Annotated in this window: 18 protein-coding genes; 17 read left to right on the top strand and 1 reads right to left on the bottom strand. The window is 60.0% G+C overall.

Annotated features, from left to right (window positions below):
* The first annotated feature begins 137 nt into the window (after positions 1–137).
* Positions 138–4346, top strand: a complete 4209-nt coding sequence (gene rpoC, locus OIU37_RS10380; protein ID WP_168313483.1) for a DNA-directed RNA polymerase subunit beta' — start codon at positions 138–140, stop codon at positions 4344–4346.
* A 142-nt stretch (positions 4347–4488) separates the two neighbouring features.
* On the opposite strand, the gene OIU37_RS10375 is transcribed toward rpoC, so the two are convergent.
* A complete protein-coding gene (locus OIU37_RS10375; RefSeq protein WP_011651421.1) occupies positions 4489–4782 on the bottom strand; it encodes a hypothetical protein in 294 nt (97 codons plus the stop codon).
* A 497-nt stretch (positions 4783–5279) separates the two neighbouring features.
* Between OIU37_RS10375 and rpsL the strand changes: the two genes are divergently transcribed.
* The 16 genes from rpsL (at position 5280) to rplN (ending at position 15447) form a co-directional block, all read left to right on the top strand.
* A complete protein-coding gene (gene rpsL, locus OIU37_RS10370; RefSeq protein WP_003547537.1) occupies positions 5280–5651 on the top strand; it encodes a 30S ribosomal protein S12 in 372 nt (123 codons plus the stop codon).
* A 76-nt stretch (positions 5652–5727) separates the two neighbouring features.
* Entirely contained in the window at positions 5728–6198 is a 471-nt protein-coding gene (gene rpsG, locus OIU37_RS10365) for a 30S ribosomal protein S7 (RefSeq protein WP_003547538.1), read from the top strand.
* A gap of 29 nt (positions 6199–6227) precedes the next feature.
* Positions 6228–8327, top strand: coding sequence for an elongation factor G (gene fusA / locus OIU37_RS10360; protein WP_168313484.1), 2100 nt, complete (start codon positions 6228–6230; stop codon positions 8325–8327).
* A 68-nt stretch (positions 8328–8395) separates the two neighbouring features.
* Positions 8396–9571 carry an elongation factor Tu gene (gene tuf, locus OIU37_RS10355; protein WP_018241634.1) on the top strand — a complete coding sequence of 392 codons (1176 nt, stop codon included), beginning with the start codon at positions 8396–8398 and terminating at the stop codon, positions 9569–9571.
* 154 nt (positions 9572–9725) lie between these two features.
* The gene (gene rpsJ, locus OIU37_RS10350) at positions 9726–10034 is read left to right on the top strand and encodes a 30S ribosomal protein S10 (protein WP_003547547.1); all 309 of its coding nucleotides are present in this window, start codon (positions 9726–9728) and stop codon (positions 10032–10034) included.
* Between the two features lie 39 nt (positions 10035–10073).
* On the top strand, positions 10074–10715 hold the full coding sequence (rplC, locus tag OIU37_RS10345) for a 50S ribosomal protein L3 (protein WP_018067989.1): 642 nt from the start codon (positions 10074–10076) through the stop codon (positions 10713–10715).
* A 13-nt stretch (positions 10716–10728) separates the two neighbouring features.
* A complete protein-coding gene (gene rplD, locus OIU37_RS10340) occupies positions 10729–11349 on the top strand; it encodes a 50S ribosomal protein L4 (protein ID WP_003573800.1) in 621 nt (206 codons plus the stop codon).
* On the top strand, positions 11346–11639 hold the full coding sequence (locus tag OIU37_RS10335) for a 50S ribosomal protein L23 (RefSeq protein ID WP_003547550.1): 294 nt from the start codon (positions 11346–11348) through the stop codon (positions 11637–11639). The genes rplD and OIU37_RS10335 overlap by 4 nt, the downstream gene beginning before the upstream one ends.
* A gap of 11 nt (positions 11640–11650) precedes the next feature.
* Positions 11651–12487 carry a 50S ribosomal protein L2 gene (rplB, locus tag OIU37_RS10330; protein WP_003547551.1) on the top strand — a complete coding sequence of 279 codons (837 nt, stop codon included), beginning with the start codon at positions 11651–11653 and terminating at the stop codon, positions 12485–12487.
* 15 nt (positions 12488–12502) lie between these two features.
* Positions 12503–12781, top strand: coding sequence for a 30S ribosomal protein S19 (gene rpsS, locus OIU37_RS10325; RefSeq protein WP_003547552.1), 279 nt, complete (start codon positions 12503–12505; stop codon positions 12779–12781).
* 2 nt (positions 12782–12783) lie between these two features.
* Positions 12784–13173 carry a 50S ribosomal protein L22 gene (rplV, locus tag OIU37_RS10320; RefSeq protein ID WP_003547553.1) on the top strand — a complete coding sequence of 130 codons (390 nt, stop codon included), beginning with the start codon at positions 12784–12786 and terminating at the stop codon, positions 13171–13173.
* Positions 13173–13904 carry a 30S ribosomal protein S3 gene (gene rpsC, locus OIU37_RS10315; protein ID WP_003547554.1) on the top strand — a complete coding sequence of 244 codons (732 nt, stop codon included), beginning with the start codon at positions 13173–13175 and terminating at the stop codon, positions 13902–13904. Before rplV ends, rpsC begins: the two co-directional genes overlap by 1 nt.
* A gap of 36 nt (positions 13905–13940) precedes the next feature.
* A complete protein-coding gene (gene rplP, locus OIU37_RS10310; RefSeq protein ID WP_003573792.1) occupies positions 13941–14354 on the top strand; it encodes a 50S ribosomal protein L16 in 414 nt (137 codons plus the stop codon).
* Between the two features lie 12 nt (positions 14355–14366).
* Positions 14367–14567, top strand: coding sequence for a 50S ribosomal protein L29 (gene rpmC / locus OIU37_RS10305; RefSeq protein WP_003547556.1), 201 nt, complete (start codon positions 14367–14369; stop codon positions 14565–14567).
* A 12-nt stretch (positions 14568–14579) separates the two neighbouring features.
* A complete protein-coding gene (gene rpsQ, locus OIU37_RS10300; protein ID WP_003573791.1) occupies positions 14580–14819 on the top strand; it encodes a 30S ribosomal protein S17 in 240 nt (79 codons plus the stop codon).
* A gap of 259 nt (positions 14820–15078) precedes the next feature.
* A complete protein-coding gene (rplN, locus tag OIU37_RS10295) occupies positions 15079–15447 on the top strand; it encodes a 50S ribosomal protein L14 (RefSeq protein ID WP_003573790.1) in 369 nt (122 codons plus the stop codon).
* Positions 15448–15452: the final 5 nt, after the last annotated feature.

Genomic DNA, 15452 nt, shown 5'->3' with positions numbered 1-15452 from the left:
CCGTATCCGTGTCGGCCCGGAAGGGAAGTTTTGCCGCATCCAGCGGTTATTCTCGTTTAAGCGAGGGAGGCGGCTCCCGGGAATTTGCCGCCGACCATCGCATTTTGAGGGCGCTTTAGCCCATGAAGGAGACAGGCATGAACCAAGAGGTCATGAATCTTTTCAATCCGCAGGTGCCTGCACAGAATTTCGATTCCATTCGGATTTCGATCGCGTCTCCGGAGAAGATCCTCTCCTGGTCTTACGGTGAGATCAAGAAGCCGGAAACCATCAACTACCGTACGTTCAAGCCGGAACGTGACGGTCTGTTCTGCGCGCGCATCTTCGGGCCGATCAAGGACTACGAATGCCTGTGCGGCAAGTACAAGCGCATGAAGTACAAGGGCATCATCTGCGAAAAGTGCGGCGTCGAAGTCACGCTGTCGCGCGTTCGCCGTGAGCGCATGGGCCATATCGAGCTCGCCGCTCCCGTTGCCCACATCTGGTTCCTGAAGTCGCTGCCATCACGCATTTCGACGCTGCTCGACATGACGCTGAAGGATGTCGAGCGCGTCCTCTACTTCGAAAACTACATCGTCACCGAGCCGGGCCTGACCGCCCTGAAGGAGCACCAGCTCCTCTCGGAAGAAGAGTACATGCTCGCCGTCGACGAATACGGCGAAGACCAGTTCACCGCGATGATCGGCGCCGAGGCGATCTACGAGATGCTGGCCTCGATGAACCTCGAAAAGATCGCTGGCGACCTGCGCGCCGAGCTTGCCGACACCACGTCGGATCTCAAGCAGAAGAAGCTGATGAAGCGCCTGAAGATCGTCGAGAACTTCATGGAGTCGGGCAACCGTCCGGAATGGATGATCATGAAGGTCGTTCCGGTCATTCCGCCGGACCTGCGTCCGCTGGTTCCGCTCGACGGCGGCCGTTTCGCGACGTCGGATCTGAACGATCTGTACCGCCGCGTCATCAACCGTAACAACCGTCTGAAGCGCCTGATCGAGCTTCGTGCGCCCGGCATCATCATCCGCAACGAAAAGCGCATGCTGCAGGAATCCGTTGACGCGCTGTTCGACAACGGCCGTCGCGGCCGCGTCATCACCGGCGCCAACAAGCGTCCGCTGAAGTCGCTCTCCGACATGCTGAAGGGCAAGCAGGGCCGCTTCCGCCAGAACCTGCTCGGCAAGCGCGTCGACTATTCCGGCCGTTCGGTCATCGTCACCGGTCCGGAACTGAAGCTGCACCAGTGCGGCCTGCCGAAGAAGATGGCGCTCGAGCTCTTCAAGCCGTTCATCTATGCCCGCCTCGACGCCAAGGGTTACTCCTCGACCGTCAAGCAGGCCAAGAAGCTGGTCGAAAAAGAAAAGCCGGAAGTCTGGGATATCCTCGACGAGGTTATCCGCGAGCATCCGGTTCTCTTGAACCGCGCACCGACGCTGCACCGCCTGGGCATCCAGGCCTTCGAACCTACCCTGGTCGAAGGCAAGGCGATCCAGCTGCATCCGCTCGTCTGCACGGCGTTCAACGCCGACTTCGATGGTGACCAGATGGCCGTTCACGTGCCGCTGTCGCTCGAAGCCCAGCTCGAAGCCCGCGTGCTGATGATGTCGACCAACAACATCCTGCATCCGGCCAACGGCGCGCCCATCATCGTTCCCTCGCAGGACATGGTTCTCGGCCTCTACTATCTGTCGATCCTCAATCAGAACGAGCCGGGCGAAGGCATGGCCTTCTCCGATCTCGGCGAGCTGCATCACGCCCTCGAAAGCAAGGTCGTGACGCTGCACACCAAGATCCGCGGCCGCTTCAAGTCGGTCGACGAGGATGGCAAGCCTTACTCGAAGATCTATGAGACGACGCCTGGCCGTCTGCTCATCGGCGAACTGTTGCCGAAGAACGGCAAGGTGCCTTTCGATATCTGCAACCAGGAAATGACCAAGAAGAACATCTCGAAGATGATCGACACGGTCTATCGCCATTGCGGCCAGAAGGACACGGTCATTTTCTGCGACCGCATCATGCAGCTCGGCTTCTCGCATGCCTGCCGCGCCGGCATTTCGTTTGGCAAGGACGACATGGTCATTCCGGATGCCAAGGCCAAGATCGTTGCCGACACCGAAAACCTGGTGAAGGAATACGAGCAGCAGTACAATGACGGCCTCATTACCCAGGGCGAGAAGTACAACAAGGTTGTCGACGCCTGGGGCAAGGCGACCGAAAAGGTCGCCGAAGAGATGATGGCCCGCATCAAGGCGGTCGAATTCGACGAGAAGACCGGTCGCCAGAAGCCGATGAACTCGATCTACATGATGAGCCACTCCGGTGCCCGCGGTTCTCCGAACCAGATGCGCCAGCTGGGCGGCATGCGTGGCCTCATGGCCAAGCCGTCGGGCGAAATCATCGAGACCCCGATCATCTCGAACTTCAAGGAAGGCCTGACCGTCAACGAGTACTTCAACTCGACGCACGGCGCCCGTAAGGGTCTCGCAGACACCGCCCTGAAGACCGCCAACTCCGGCTACCTGACCCGCCGTCTCGTCGACGTCGCGCAGGATTGCATCGTCACGCACGTCGATTGCGGAACGCAGACGGGCCTCACCATGACCGCCATCGTCGATGCCGGCCAGGTGGTTGCCTCGATCGGCGCCCGTATCCTCGGCCGCACGGCGCTCGACGACATCGATCATCCGGTCACCGGTGAGCGTATCGTCGATGCCGGCAAGATGATCCTCGAGCCCGACGTCGTCGAAATCGAGAAGGCCGGCATCCAGTCGATCCGCATCCGCTCGGCGCTGACCTGTGAAATCCAGACGGGCGTCTGCTCGGTCTGCTACGGCCGCGACCTCGCGCGCGGTACGCCGGTCAACATGGGCGAAGCCGTCGGCGTCATCGCTGCTCAGTCGATCGGCGAGCCGGGCACCCAGCTCACCATGCGTACCTTCCACCTTGGCGGTACGGCGACCGTGGTCGACCAGTCGTTCCTCGAAGCCTCGTACGAAGGTACGGTGCAGATCAAGAACCGCAACATCTTGCGCAACTCCGATGGCAACCTCGTTGCCATGGGCCGCAACATGACCGTCCAGATCCTGGACGAACGTGGTGTAGAGCGGTCGTCGCAGCGCGTGGCATACGGTTCGAAGCTGCATGTCGACGAAGGCGACAAGGTCAAGCGCGGCCAGCGTCTGGCAGAATGGGACCCTTACACCCGTCCGATGATGACGGAAGTGGCCGGTACCGTTCAGTTTGAAGATCTGGTCGACGGTCTCTCCGTTCTCGAAGCGACCGACGAATCGACCGGCATCACCAAGCGTCAGGTCATCGACTGGCGTTCGACCCCGCGCGGCTCGGACCTCAAGCCGGCGATCGTCGTCAAGGATGCCAGCGGCAATATCGCAAAGCTGTCCCGTGGCGGTGACGCCCGCTTCCTGCTCTCGGTCGATGCGATTCTGTCGGTCGAGCCGGGCACGAAGGTCTCCCAGGGTGACGTTCTCGCGCGTTCGCCGCTCGAAAGCGCCAAGACCAAGGACATCACCGGCGGTCTGCCGCGTGTTGCCGAATTGTTCGAAGCCCGCCGTCCGAAGGACCACGCCATCATCGCAGAGATCGATGGTACGATCCGCCTCGGCCGCGACTACAAGAACAAGCGTCGCGTCATCATCGAGCCGGCGGAAGACGGTGTCGAGCCTGTCGAGTACCTGATCCCGAAGGGCAAGCCCTTCCACCTTCAGGAAGGCGACTATATCGAAAAGGGTGACTATATCCTCGACGGTAACCCGGCTCCGCACGACATCCTGGCGATCAAGGGCGTGGAGGCTCTGGCCTCCTACCTCGTCAACGAGATCCAGGAAGTCTACCGCCTGCAGGGCGTCGTCATCAACGACAAGCACATCGAGGTGATTGTCCGTCAGATGCTGCAGAAGGTGGAAATCACCGATGCGGGCGACTCGACCTATATCGTCGGCGACAATGTCGACCGGATCGAGCTCGAAGATGTCAACGATCACCTGATCGAGCAGGGCAAGAAGCCAGCCTACGGCGATCCGGTTCTTCTCGGCATCACCAAGGCGTCGCTGCAGACCCCGTCCTTCATCTCGGCCGCGTCCTTCCAGGAAACGACCAAGGTGCTGACGGAAGCTGCGATCGCCGGCAAGACCGACGGCCTGCAGGGTCTGAAGGAAAACGTCATCGTCGGCCGCCTCATCCCGGCCGGTACCGGCGGCACCATGACCCAGATCCGCCGCATCGCTACGTCGCGCGACGAGATGATCCTCGAAGAGCGCCGCAAGGGCACCGGTGCTGCCGTTGCCACGCCGATGCTGCAGGACATGGCCGAAAAGGCTCCGGCTGCGGAATAATCCGCGGCTGAAGTCGACGAATTGAAAAACCGCCCGGAGCGATCCGGGCGGTTTTCGTTTTTAGTCTGCTCTGATTGGGCGGGCGGCGAGGGGAGACTGCTTCCGCTTATGCTGACTTTGACAGCGCGAGCGGCGGCTCCCTTCAGTTGAACCGGATAATCGCGACCTCGCCTTCGACTGCGCCCTGGTAGGCAGATGCGTGCGGCTCTTCGGCAGGGATCTCGGTCAGCATGCCGATCTGGTCGAGATCGGCCTCGATGAAGCCTTCCTCGGCAAGGGCGTTCAGGGCCTCGCGTACGGCAGTGTCGTCGTCAGGCGCCTTCAGCATGATGTGCAGGTCGATGCCTTCGCTGGCGTCGGACTCGTAGCCCTTGCCGATGATGATGAAGATCATCGGGCCGTCGAAATTATTGTCGTTATCAGGTGTCGTGATCATCGCCTGTCCTTCGGCTCTTTGACGATTCGGTCGCTCGAATCCTGCTGTGAGGGCCGAACGCCGCAATTGCTGATTCCTTAACTGCTTTTGCTGCAATGCCCAAGTTTTTATCTTGGTGCACGGCCGTGAATGCGTCTAGAAGAATGAAACAGGGCGTTCGTCCGGCATATCAAGGCGATACGGCGAGTTTATTTCTTAACCGGCCTTGACGAGACGGGTGGAAACCAGTAGTACCCCGGCCATCAGATCCCATGTGAGGCTTGGCTGTTCGGGGCGACTCGCCCTGAAGTTCACCTCAAACAAGGTTCTAAACGCACGTTGAAGTCATGATGCTGCACGCACGACGCATATTCTATGCGTCCTCTGCTCCTTGTGGTCCATCTGCGGAAGCGGATCGGGCCATATTTTGCGCATTGGCGGAAAGCGTACGTCACTGCCGGAGACGGCGCGAGTTCAAGCCCGCAAGGGTACTGAGATAAAACGTAAGGGATGGTTGAATGCCTACCGTAAACCAGCTGATCCGCAAGCCTCGCCAGGCGAACGTAAAGCGTAACAAGGTTCCCGCACTCCAGGAGAACCCGCAGAAGCGCGGCGTTTGCACGCGCGTCTACACGACGACGCCGAAGAAGCCGAACTCGGCTCTGCGTAAGGTCGCAAAGATCCGCCTGACCAACGGCTTCGAAGTCATTGGTTACATCCCCGGCGAAGGTCACAACCTTCAGGAACACTCCGTCGTCATGATCCGTGGCGGCCGCGTCAAGGACCTTCCGGGTGTCCGTTATCACATCATCCGCGGCGTTCTCGATACCCAGGGTGTCAAGAACCGCAAGCAGCGCCGCTCCAAGTACGGCGCGAAGCGTCCGAAGTAATTCGGTTTTGAATAATCCGGCGCTGCGCGAGGTCCTCCGCGTCATGAAGCGCCTTAACGGTTGAAGAGACAAAAGTATGTCCAGACGTCATAAAGCAGAAAAGCGCGAGATCAATCCGGACCCGAAGTTCGGCGATCTCGTCGTCACCAAGTTCATGAATGCTATCATGCTCGACGGCAAGAAGTCCGTTGCTGAAAACATCGTCTACGGTGCGTTCGACGTAGTCCACGGCAAGTCCAAGCAGGAGCCGCTCACGGTTTTCCATTCTGCGCTCGAGAACATTGCCCCGCACGTTGAAGTCCGCTCGCGTCGTGTCGGTGGTGCGACCTATCAGGTCCCCGTCGACGTTCGTCCGGAGCGCCGCCAGGCTCTTGCTATTCGCTGGCTGATCGCTGCTGCCCGCAAGCGCAATGAAACGACAATGGTTGACCGCCTTTCCGGCGAACTGCTCGATGCGTCCAACAACCGCGGCTCCGCCGTCAAGAAGCGCGAAGACACGCACAAGATGGCTGATGCCAACCGCGCGTTCTCGCACTATCGCTGGTAATTCCGAACGGTATCGAAAGGCAGTCCACAATGGCTCGCGAATATAAGATCGAAGACTACCGCAATTTCGGTATCATGGCGCATATCGACGCCGGCAAGACCACGACCACCGAGCGTATTCTTTATTACACCGGCAAGTCGCACAAGATCGGCGAAGTTCACGACGGCGCAGCCACGATGGACTGGATGGAGCAGGAGCAGGAGCGTGGCATCACGATCACCTCTGCTGCCACCACGACCTTCTGGAAGGGTCGTGACGGCAAAATGCGCCGCTTCAACATCATCGACACTCCCGGCCACGTCGACTTCACCATTGAAGTCGAGCGTTCGCTGCGCGTTCTCGACGGCGCCATCGCGCTGCTCGACGCCAACGCCGGTGTTGAGCCGCAGACGGAAACCGTCTGGCGCCAGGCTGAGAAGTACAATGTCCCGCGGATGATCTTCTGCAACAAGATGGACAAGACCGGCGCGGACTTCTACCGCTCCGTCGAGATGATCAAGACCCGTCTCGGTGCAACGGCTGTCGTCATGCAGCTGCCGATCGGTGCGGAAACCGAATTCAAGGGCGTCATCGACCTGGTCGAGATGAACGCACTCATCTGGCGCGACGAGTCGCTCGGCGCCCAGTGGGACGTCGTCGAGATCCCTGAGGACATGAAGGCCAAGGCTGAAGAATATCGCGAAAAGCTGATCGAGACGGTCGTCGACATCGACGAAGCCGCCACGGAAGCTTACCTCGAAGGCATTCTGCCGGACAACGATCAGATCCGTGCGCTGGTTCGCCGCGGCACGATCGACGTCAAGTTCCACCCGATGTTCTGTGGCACCGCCTTCAAGAACAAGGGCGTGCAGCCGCTGCTCGACGCCGTTGTCGACTACCTGCCGTCGCCAATGGACATCCCGGCGATCAAGGGCATCGACTTCAAGACGGAAGCCGAAATCGAGCGTCATGCCGATGACAGCGAGCCGCTTTCCATGCTCGCTTTCAAGATCATGAACGACCCCTTCGTCGGTTCGCTGACCTTCGCCCGCATCTACTCCGGCAAGCTCGAAAAGGGCGCCTCGGTCATCAACACGGTCAAGGACAAGCGCGAGCGCGTCGGCCGTATGCTGCAGATGCACTCCAACTCGCGTGAAGACATCGAAGAAGCCTTCGCAGGTGACATCGTCGCTCTCGCCGGCCTCAAGGAAACCACGACGGGCGACACGCTCTGCGATCCGCTGAAGCCGGTTATCCTCGAGCGCATGGAATTCCCGGAGCCGGTCATTCAGATCGCCATCGAGCCGAAGACCAAGGGCGACCAGGAAAAGATGGGCCTCGCGCTCAACCGCCTGGCTGCTGAAGATCCGTCCTTCCGCGTCAAGACCGACCAGGAATCCGGCCAGACCATCATCGCCGGCATGGGCGAACTGCATCTCGACATCATCGTCGACCGCATGCGTCGTGAATTCAAGGTTGAAGCAACTGTCGGCGCGCCGCAGGTTGCCTATCGCGAAACCATCACCCGGACGCATGAAGAAGACTATACGCACAAGAAGCAGTCCGGTGGTACCGGCCAGTTCGCGCGCGTCAAGATCGTCTTCGAACCGAACCCGGACGGCGACGAATTCAAGTTCGAATCGAAGATCGTCGGCGGTGCCGTTCCGAAGGAATACATCCCCGGCGTCCAGAAGGGCATCGAAAGCGTTCTGTCTTCGGGTCCGCTCGCCGGCTTCCCGATGCTGGGCGTCAAGGCGACCCTCATCGACGGCGCATTCCACGACGTCGACTCCTCGGTTCTCGCCTTCGAAATCGCATCGCGTGCCTGCTTCCGTGAAGCAGCCAAGAAGGCCGGCGCTCAGCTGCTCGAGCCGATGATGAAGGTCGAAGTCGTCACCCCGGAAGATTATGTCGGCGACGTTATCGGCGACCTGAACTCCCGTCGCGGTCAGATCCAGGGCCAGGAAAGCCGCGGTATCGCCGTCGTCATCAACGCGAACGTCCCGCTCGCGAACATGTTCAAATACGTCGACAACCTGCGCTCCATGTCCCAGGGCCGCGCCCAGTACACGATGACCTTCGATCACTATTCGCCGGTCCCGTCGAACGTCGCAACTGAAATCCAGGCAAAGTATTCCGGTCAGAAGTGACCGGAATACCAATTGACCGATAACAAGAATTAGATCCCCTCGGGGACTAGCAAAACGGAGACCCGAAAATGGGAAAGAGTAAGTTTGAGCGCAACAAGCCGCACGTCAACATTGGCACGATTGGCCACGTTGACCACGGCAAGACGTCTCTGACGGCAGCGATCACGAAGTACTTCGGTGAGTACAAGGCGTACGACCAGATCGACGCGGCTCCGGAAGAAAAGGCGCGTGGCATCACGATTTCGACGGCTCACGTTGAATATGAGACGCCGGCCCGCCACTACGCCCACGTCGACTGCCCCGGCCACGCCGACTACGTCAAGAACATGATCACCGGTGCTGCCCAGATGGACGGCGCGATCCTGGTGTGCTCGGCTGCTGACGGCCCGATGCCGCAGACGCGCGAACACATTCTGCTGGCTCGCCAGGTCGGCGTTCCGGCAATCGTTGTGTTCCTGAACAAGGTCGACCAGGTTGACGACGCCGAGCTTCTCGAACTGGTCGAGCTCGAAGTGCGCGAACTGCTGTCGTCCTACGACTTCCCGGGCGACGATATCCCGGTCGTCAAGGGTTCGGCACTTGCTGCTCTTGAAGATTCGGACAAGAAGATCGGCGAAGACGCGATCCGCGAGCTGATGGCCGCTGTCGATGCCTACATCCCGACGCCTGAGCGCCCGATCGACCAGCCGTTCCTGATGCCGATCGAAGACGTGTTCTCGATCTCTGGCCGCGGCACGGTTGTGACCGGCCGCGTCGAGCGTGGCATTGTCAAGGTTGGCGAAGAAGTCGAGATCGTCGGCATCCGTCCGACCTCGAAGACGACGGTGACCGGCGTTGAAATGTTCCGCAAGCTGCTCGATCAGGGCCAGGCCGGCGACAACATCGGTGCGCTGATCCGCGGTGTGAACCGTGATGGCGTCGAGCGTGGCCAGATCCTGGCGAAGCCCGGCTCTGTCAAGCCGCACAAGAAGTTCATGGCAGAAGCCTACATCCTGACGAAGGAAGAGGGTGGCCGTCATACGCCGTTCTTCACCAACTACCGTCCGCAGTTCTACTTCCGCACGACCGACGTGACGGGCATTGTGACGCTGCCGGAAGGCACGGAGATGGTTATGCCGGGCGACAACGTCACGGTTGCCGTCGAGCTGATCGTTCCGATCGCGATGGAAGAAAAGCTGCGCTTCGCCATCCGCGAAGGCGGCCGCACCGTCGGCGCCGGCATCGTCGCGTCGATCGTCGAGTAATTAGCGGCTGGGCCACCTGGCCCAAGGAAAGGATAGGGACGCCGATCTCGGTGTCCCTCTCGATCTTTGAAACCGGTGGCCCGCTAACGTAACTGAAGGTAAGCCGTGTCCCTAAGTGGTGACACGCGGATAACAGACACAAGGATAAAGTCGAATGAACGGCCAGAATATCCGCATCCGCCTGAAGGCGTTCGATCACCGGATTCTCGATGCCTCCACGCGCGAGATCGTATCGACGGCTAAGCGCACCGGTGCAAGCGTCCGGGGCCCCGTTCCGCTTCCGACCCGCATCGAGAAGTTTACGGTCAACCGGTCCCCGCACATCGACAAGAAGAGCCGTGAACAGTTCGAGATGCGCACGCATAAGCGCCTTCTCGATATCGTTGACCCGACCCCGCAGACGGTAGACGCGCTGATGAAGCTCGATCTCGCCGCCGGTGTCGATGTTGAGATCAAGCTCTGAGACCTCGGGTCTTCGGGCTGAGTGAGAAGGATTGAACCGATGCGTTCAGGTGTGATTGCACAGAAGGTGGGAATGACCCGCGTCTATAACGACGCCGGCGAGCATGTCCCGGTAACGGTACTGCGTATGGAAGGCTGCCAGGTCGTGGCCACGCGCACTGTCGAAAAGAATGGCTATACCGCAGTTCAGCTCGGTGCCGGCCAGGCGAAGGTGAAGAACACGTCGAAGGCGATGCGCGGCAACTTTGCCATTGCCAACGTCGAGCCGAAGGCCAAGCTCACTGAATTCCGCGTGTCGGAAGATCAGCTGCTCGAGATCGGCACTGAGATCAAGGCGGGTCACTTTGCAGCCGGTCAGCTCGTCGACGTGACGGGCACGACGATCGGTAAGGGTTTTGCCGGCGCCATGAAGCGCCACGGTTTCGGCGGTCTGCGTGCCACGCACGGTGTGTCGGTGTCGCACCGTTCGCACGGTTCGACCGGCTCGCGCCAGGATCCGGGCAAGGTGTTCAAGAACAAGAAGATGGCTGGTCACATGGGCCAGACGCGCGTCACGACGCAGAACCTGGAAGTGGTTTCGACCGACGAAGATCGTGGTCTGATCCTGATCAAGGGTGCTGTTCCTGGTTCCAAGGGTGCTTGGATCATCGTGCGCGACGCCGTCAAGTCGGCCGCGAAGTAAGGGAGCCAGATCAATGGAATTCAACGTCAAGACCCTCGAGGGAAAAGACGCCGGGAAGGTTTCCCTTTCGGACGCGATTTTCGGTCTCGAGCCCCGTGAAGACATTCTCGCCCGCGTCATCCGCTGGCAGCTTGCCAAGAAGCAGCAGGGCACCCACAAGGCTAAGGGCCGCGCGGAAGTTTCGCGCACCGGCGCCAAGATGTACAAGCAGAAGGGTACGGGCCGCGCCCGCCACCATTCGGCTCGCGCTCCGCAGTTCCGCGGCGGCGGCAAGGCTCACGGCCCGGTCGTGCGCAGCCACGAGCACGATCTTCCGAAGAAGGTTCGTGCACTCGGCCTTCGCCACGCCCTTTCGGCCAAGATCAAGGCCGATGACGTCATCGTCATCGACAACCTGGTTGCCACCGAAGCCAAGACCAAGGCTCTCGCGTCTGTTTTCGAGACGCTCGGCCTGACCAACGCCCTCTTCATCGGCGGCGCAGAGCTTGACGGCAACTTCAAGCTCGCAGCTCAGAACATCCCGAACATCGATGTTCTGCCGATCCAGGGCATCAACGTTTACGACATCGTGCGCCGCGGCAAGCTCGTGCTTTCCAAGGCTGCGGTTGAAGCGCTAGAGGAGCGATTCAAGTGACCGATCTTCGCCACTACGATGTGATCGTCTCTCCGGCGATCACCGAAAAGTCCACGCTGGTATCCGAAAACAACCAGGTTGTTTTCAATGTCGCCAAGCAGGCGACCAAGCCGGAAATCAAGGCTGCGGTCGAGGCGCTGTTCGGCGTCAAGGTCACGGCTGTCAACACTCTGCTGCGCAAAGGCAAGACCAAGCGGTTCCGCGGTTTCGTCGGCAAGCAGAAGGACGTGAAGAAGGCTGTTGTGACGCTGGCTGAAGGCCAGACGATCGACGTCTCCACCGGTCTCTGAGGTATAAGAAAATGGCATTGAAAACATTCAATCCGATCACCCCGAGCCAGCGCCAGCTGGTCATCGTCGACCGTTCGGCCCTCTACAAGGGTAAGCCGGTCAAGGCGCTGACGGAAGGTCTGACCAAGAGCGGCGGTCGTAACAACCTCGGTCGCATCACCGCCCGCTTCATCGGCGGCGGTCACAAGCGCACCTATCGTCTGATCGACTTCAAGCGTCGCAAGTTCGACGTCGAAGGCACGGTCGAGCGTATCGAATACGATCCGAACCGCACGGCTTTCATCGCGCTGGTGAACTATGCTGACGGCGAGAAGGCTTATATCCTCGCTCCTCAGCGCCTTGCTGCCGGTGACAAGGTCATCGCTTCCGAGAAGGCTGTCGACGTCAAGCCCGGCAACACCATGCCGCTGCAGTTCATCCCGGTCGGCTCCATTATCCACAATGTGGAAATGAAGCCGGGCAAGGGTGGTCAGATCGCTCGCTCCGCCGGTGGCTACGCACAGCTCGTCGGCCGCGACCAGGGCATGGCGATCCTTCGCCTGAACTCCGGTGAACAGCGTCTCGTTCATGGCTCCTGCCTTGCTTCGATCGGCGCGGTCTCCAACCCTGATCACGCCAACATCAACGACGGCAAGGCCGGTCGTACCGTTTGGCGCGGCAAGCGTCCGCATAACCGCGGTGTCGTCATGAACCCGGTCGACCATCCGCACGGCGGTGGTGAAGGCCGCACCTCCGGTGGTCGCCATCCGGTGACACCGTGGGGCAAGCCGACCAAGGGCAAGCGCACCCGGTCGAACAAGTCGACCGACAAGATGATCATGCGCTCGCGTCATCAGCGTAAGAAGTAAGAGAGGAAGTCTCCAATGGCTCGTTCAGTATGGAAAGGTCCGTTCGTTGACGGCTATCTTCTCAAGAAGGCTGAGAAGGTTCGTGAAGGCGGTCGTAGTGAAGTGATCAAGATCTGGAGCCGTCGCTCCACGATCCTGCCGCAGTTCGTCGGTCTCACCTTCGGCGTCTACAACGGCAGCAAGCATATCCCGGTCAGCGTCAATGAAGACATGGTCGGCCACAAATTCGGTGAATTCTCTCCGACCCGCACCTACTACGGTCACGGCGCGGACAAGAAGGCGAAGAGGAAGTAACAATGGGCAAGGCAAAAGCCGAACGCCGGCTGAAGGACAACGAGGCGCAAGCAGTCGCCCGCACGCTCCGCGTCAGCCCTCAGAAGCTCAACCTGGTTGCTGCGGCTATCCGCGGCAAGAAGGTCGAGCGTGCACTCGCTGAGCTGGAGTTCTCCCGCAAGCGCATCGCAGGCGCCGTCAAGAAGACGCTCGAATCTGCGATCGCCAACGCCGAGAACAACCACGATCTCGACGTCGACTCGCTGGTTGTCGCCGAGGCCTATGTCGGCAAGTCGATCGTCATGAAGCGTTTCCACGCTCGTGGCCGCGGTCGCGCGTCGCGCATCGAAAAGCCCTTCGCGCACCTGACGATCGTCGTTCGTGAAGTGCAGGCAGCAGAGGAGGCCGCATAATGGGTCAGAAAATCAATCCAATCGGTTTCCGTCTCGGAATCAACCGTACCTGGGATAGCCGCTGGTTTGCGGACAATGCCGAGTACGGCCAGCTGCTGCACGAAGACCTGAAGATGCGCAAGTTCGTCATGAGCGAACTGAAGCAGGCCGGGATCTCCAAGGTCGTCATCGAGCGTCCGCACAAGAAGTGCCGCGTCACGATCCACTCGGCACGTCCGGGCCTGATCATCGGCCGCAAGGGCGCTGACATCGACAAGCTCCGCAAGAAGCTGTCGGAGATGACGAATTCGGAAACGCACCTCAACATCGTCGAAGTGCGCAAGCCCGAAGTCGATGCGACGCTGGTCGCTCAGTCGATCGCCCAGCAGCTCGAGCGTCGCGTGGCTTTCCGCCGCGCCATGAAGCGCGCCGTTCAGTCCGCGATGCGTCTTGGCGCCGAAGGCATCAAGATCACCTGCGCTGGCCGTCTCGGCGGCGCTGAAATCGCCCGTACGGAATGGTACCGCGAAGGTCGTGTGCCGTTGCACACGCTGCGCGCCGACATCGACTACGGCACGGCTGAAGCAGAAACCGCGTTCGGCATCTGCGGCATCAAGGTCTGGATCTTCAAGGGCGAAATCCTTGAGCACGATCCGATGGCTTCCGAGCGCCGTGCGATGGAAGGTGACGCCCAGGGTCCGGCAAGCCGTGATCGTGACCGCGACAGAGACCGTCGCCGCGACAACGCTTGATAGCGCGCGTGGCAGAGAAGTTCGGAGAATAAGAAAATGTTGCAGCCAAAGCGTACCAAGTACCGCAAGCAGTTCAAGGGCCGCATCAAGGGCGTCGCCAAGGGCGGTTCTGACCTGGCATTCGGCGAATTCGGCCTGAAGGCACAGGAACCCAACCGCGTCAACGCGCGCGAGATCGAAGCGGCCCGCCGCGCGATCACGCGTTATATGAAGCGCGCCGGCCGTGTATGGATCCGCGTGTTCCCGGACGTTCCGGTAACCGCAAAGCCGACCGAAGTCCGCATGGGTAAGGGTAAGGGCTCCGTTGAATACTGGGCATGCAAGGTCAAGCCCGGCCGTATGATGTTCGAGATCGACGGTGTCAGCGAAGAAATCGCCCGTGAGGCGCTTCGCCTCGGCTCTGCCAAGCTCTCGGTCAAGACGCGCTTCGTTCAGCGCATTGCAGAGTAAGGGATTGAGCTCATGAAAGCCTCAGATGTTCGCGGGTTCACCGCCGACCAACTTAAGGACGAGCTTGCCAAGCTGAAGAAGGAGCAGTTCAACCTGCGCTTCCAGAAGGCGACCGGCCAGCTCGAAAAGTCCTCGCGCATCAACGAAGTCCGCAAGGACATCGCCCGCGTGAAAACCATTGCCCGCCAGAAGGCGGCAGAAGTTAAGGCCTAAAGGAAGAAAAATATGCCGAAGCGCATCCTGCAGGGCGTCGTCGTTGGCGACAAGAACGAGAAGACGGTAGTGGTTCGTGTCGAGCGTCGTTTCGCTCACCCGCTGCTCCAGAAGACCGTTCGTCGTTCCAAGAAGTACAAGGCCCACGACGAGAACAATCAGTACAAGATTGGCGATACCGTATCCATCGAGGAATGCGCGCCGATCTCCAAGGACAAGCGCTGGACGGTCATTTCCGCCCAGGGCCAGTAACAGAATTTTGTGCGAGGCCTTGCGTCTCGCCGAAATATCTGTATGAAGCAGCGTCAGAACGCTCGAAAGCCGGGCGTTCTTTTGCTTTGAGCGCACGGAAGGTCCCGTTTGGGAAACCACCCTGGCACGATCGATCCCGCGCTATTCAGCTATTGCCGCGTCTGTGCTGCCGTTATGGCAGCTCGGCCGGCGAAAATTTTCATAAGCCGGAGTAGGGGGCTAGCCCAACCATTCCGGTAAACCAAGAAGGCGACCTGATATGATTCAGATGCAAACAAACCTCGACGTCGCGGATAATTCCGGCGCACGTCGTGTCATGTGCATCAAGGTGCTGGGCGGCTCGAAGCGCAAGTATGCCTCGATCGGCGACGTCATCGTCGTTTCGATCAAGGAAGCGATCCCGCGCGGCCGTGTGAAGAAGGGTGACGTGATGAAGGCGGTTGTCGTTCGCACCGCCAAGGACATCCGTCGTCCGGATGGCTCCGTCATCCGCTTCGACACCAACGCAGCAGTCCTCATCGACAACAAGAAAGAGCCGATCGGCACCCGTATCTTCGGACCGGTTCCGCGCGAACTTCGCGCCAAGAACCACATGAAGATCATCTCGCTGGCTCCCGAAGTACTGTAAGGAGC

Source organism: Rhizobium sp. BT-226 (assembly GCF_025847085.2).
Taxonomy (GTDB): Bacteria; Pseudomonadota; Alphaproteobacteria; order Rhizobiales; family Rhizobiaceae; genus Rhizobium; species Rhizobium sophorae.
The sequence above is the reverse complement of the archived record's forward strand: the minus strand, read 5'-3'. Positions and strand labels throughout refer to the sequence as shown.

Bases quoted from the DNA above. Each gene is read 5' to 3' on its own strand.
- rpoC (WP_168313483.1), top strand. From the start codon at position 138: ATGAACCAAGAGGTCATGAATCTTTTCAATCCGCAGGTGCCTGCACAG.
- OIU37_RS10375 (WP_011651421.1), bottom strand. From the start codon at position 4,782: ATGATCACGACACCTGATAACGACAATAATTTCGACGGCCCGATGATC.
- rpsL (WP_003547537.1), top strand. From the start codon at position 5,280: ATGCCTACCGTAAACCAGCTGATCCGCAAGCCTCGCCAGGCGAACGTA.
- rpsG (WP_003547538.1), top strand. From the start codon at position 5,728: ATGTCCAGACGTCATAAAGCAGAAAAGCGCGAGATCAATCCGGACCCG.
- fusA (WP_168313484.1), top strand. From the start codon at position 6,228: ATGGCTCGCGAATATAAGATCGAAGACTACCGCAATTTCGGTATCATG.
- tuf (WP_018241634.1), top strand. From the start codon at position 8,396: ATGGGAAAGAGTAAGTTTGAGCGCAACAAGCCGCACGTCAACATTGGC.
- rpsJ (WP_003547547.1), top strand. From the start codon at position 9,726: ATGAACGGCCAGAATATCCGCATCCGCCTGAAGGCGTTCGATCACCGG.
- rplC (WP_018067989.1), top strand. From the start codon at position 10,074: ATGCGTTCAGGTGTGATTGCACAGAAGGTGGGAATGACCCGCGTCTAT.
- rplD (WP_003573800.1), top strand. From the start codon at position 10,729: ATGGAATTCAACGTCAAGACCCTCGAGGGAAAAGACGCCGGGAAGGTT.
- rplB (WP_003547551.1), top strand. From the start codon at position 11,651: ATGGCATTGAAAACATTCAATCCGATCACCCCGAGCCAGCGCCAGCTG.
- rpsS (WP_003547552.1), top strand. From the start codon at position 12,503: ATGGCTCGTTCAGTATGGAAAGGTCCGTTCGTTGACGGCTATCTTCTC.
- rplV (WP_003547553.1), top strand. From the start codon at position 12,784: ATGGGCAAGGCAAAAGCCGAACGCCGGCTGAAGGACAACGAGGCGCAA.
- rpsC (WP_003547554.1), top strand. From the start codon at position 13,173: ATGGGTCAGAAAATCAATCCAATCGGTTTCCGTCTCGGAATCAACCGT.
- rplP (WP_003573792.1), top strand. From the start codon at position 13,941: ATGTTGCAGCCAAAGCGTACCAAGTACCGCAAGCAGTTCAAGGGCCGC.
- rpmC (WP_003547556.1), top strand. From the start codon at position 14,367: ATGAAAGCCTCAGATGTTCGCGGGTTCACCGCCGACCAACTTAAGGAC.
- rpsQ (WP_003573791.1), top strand. From the start codon at position 14,580: ATGCCGAAGCGCATCCTGCAGGGCGTCGTCGTTGGCGACAAGAACGAG.
- rplN (WP_003573790.1), top strand. From the start codon at position 15,079: ATGATTCAGATGCAAACAAACCTCGACGTCGCGGATAATTCCGGCGCA.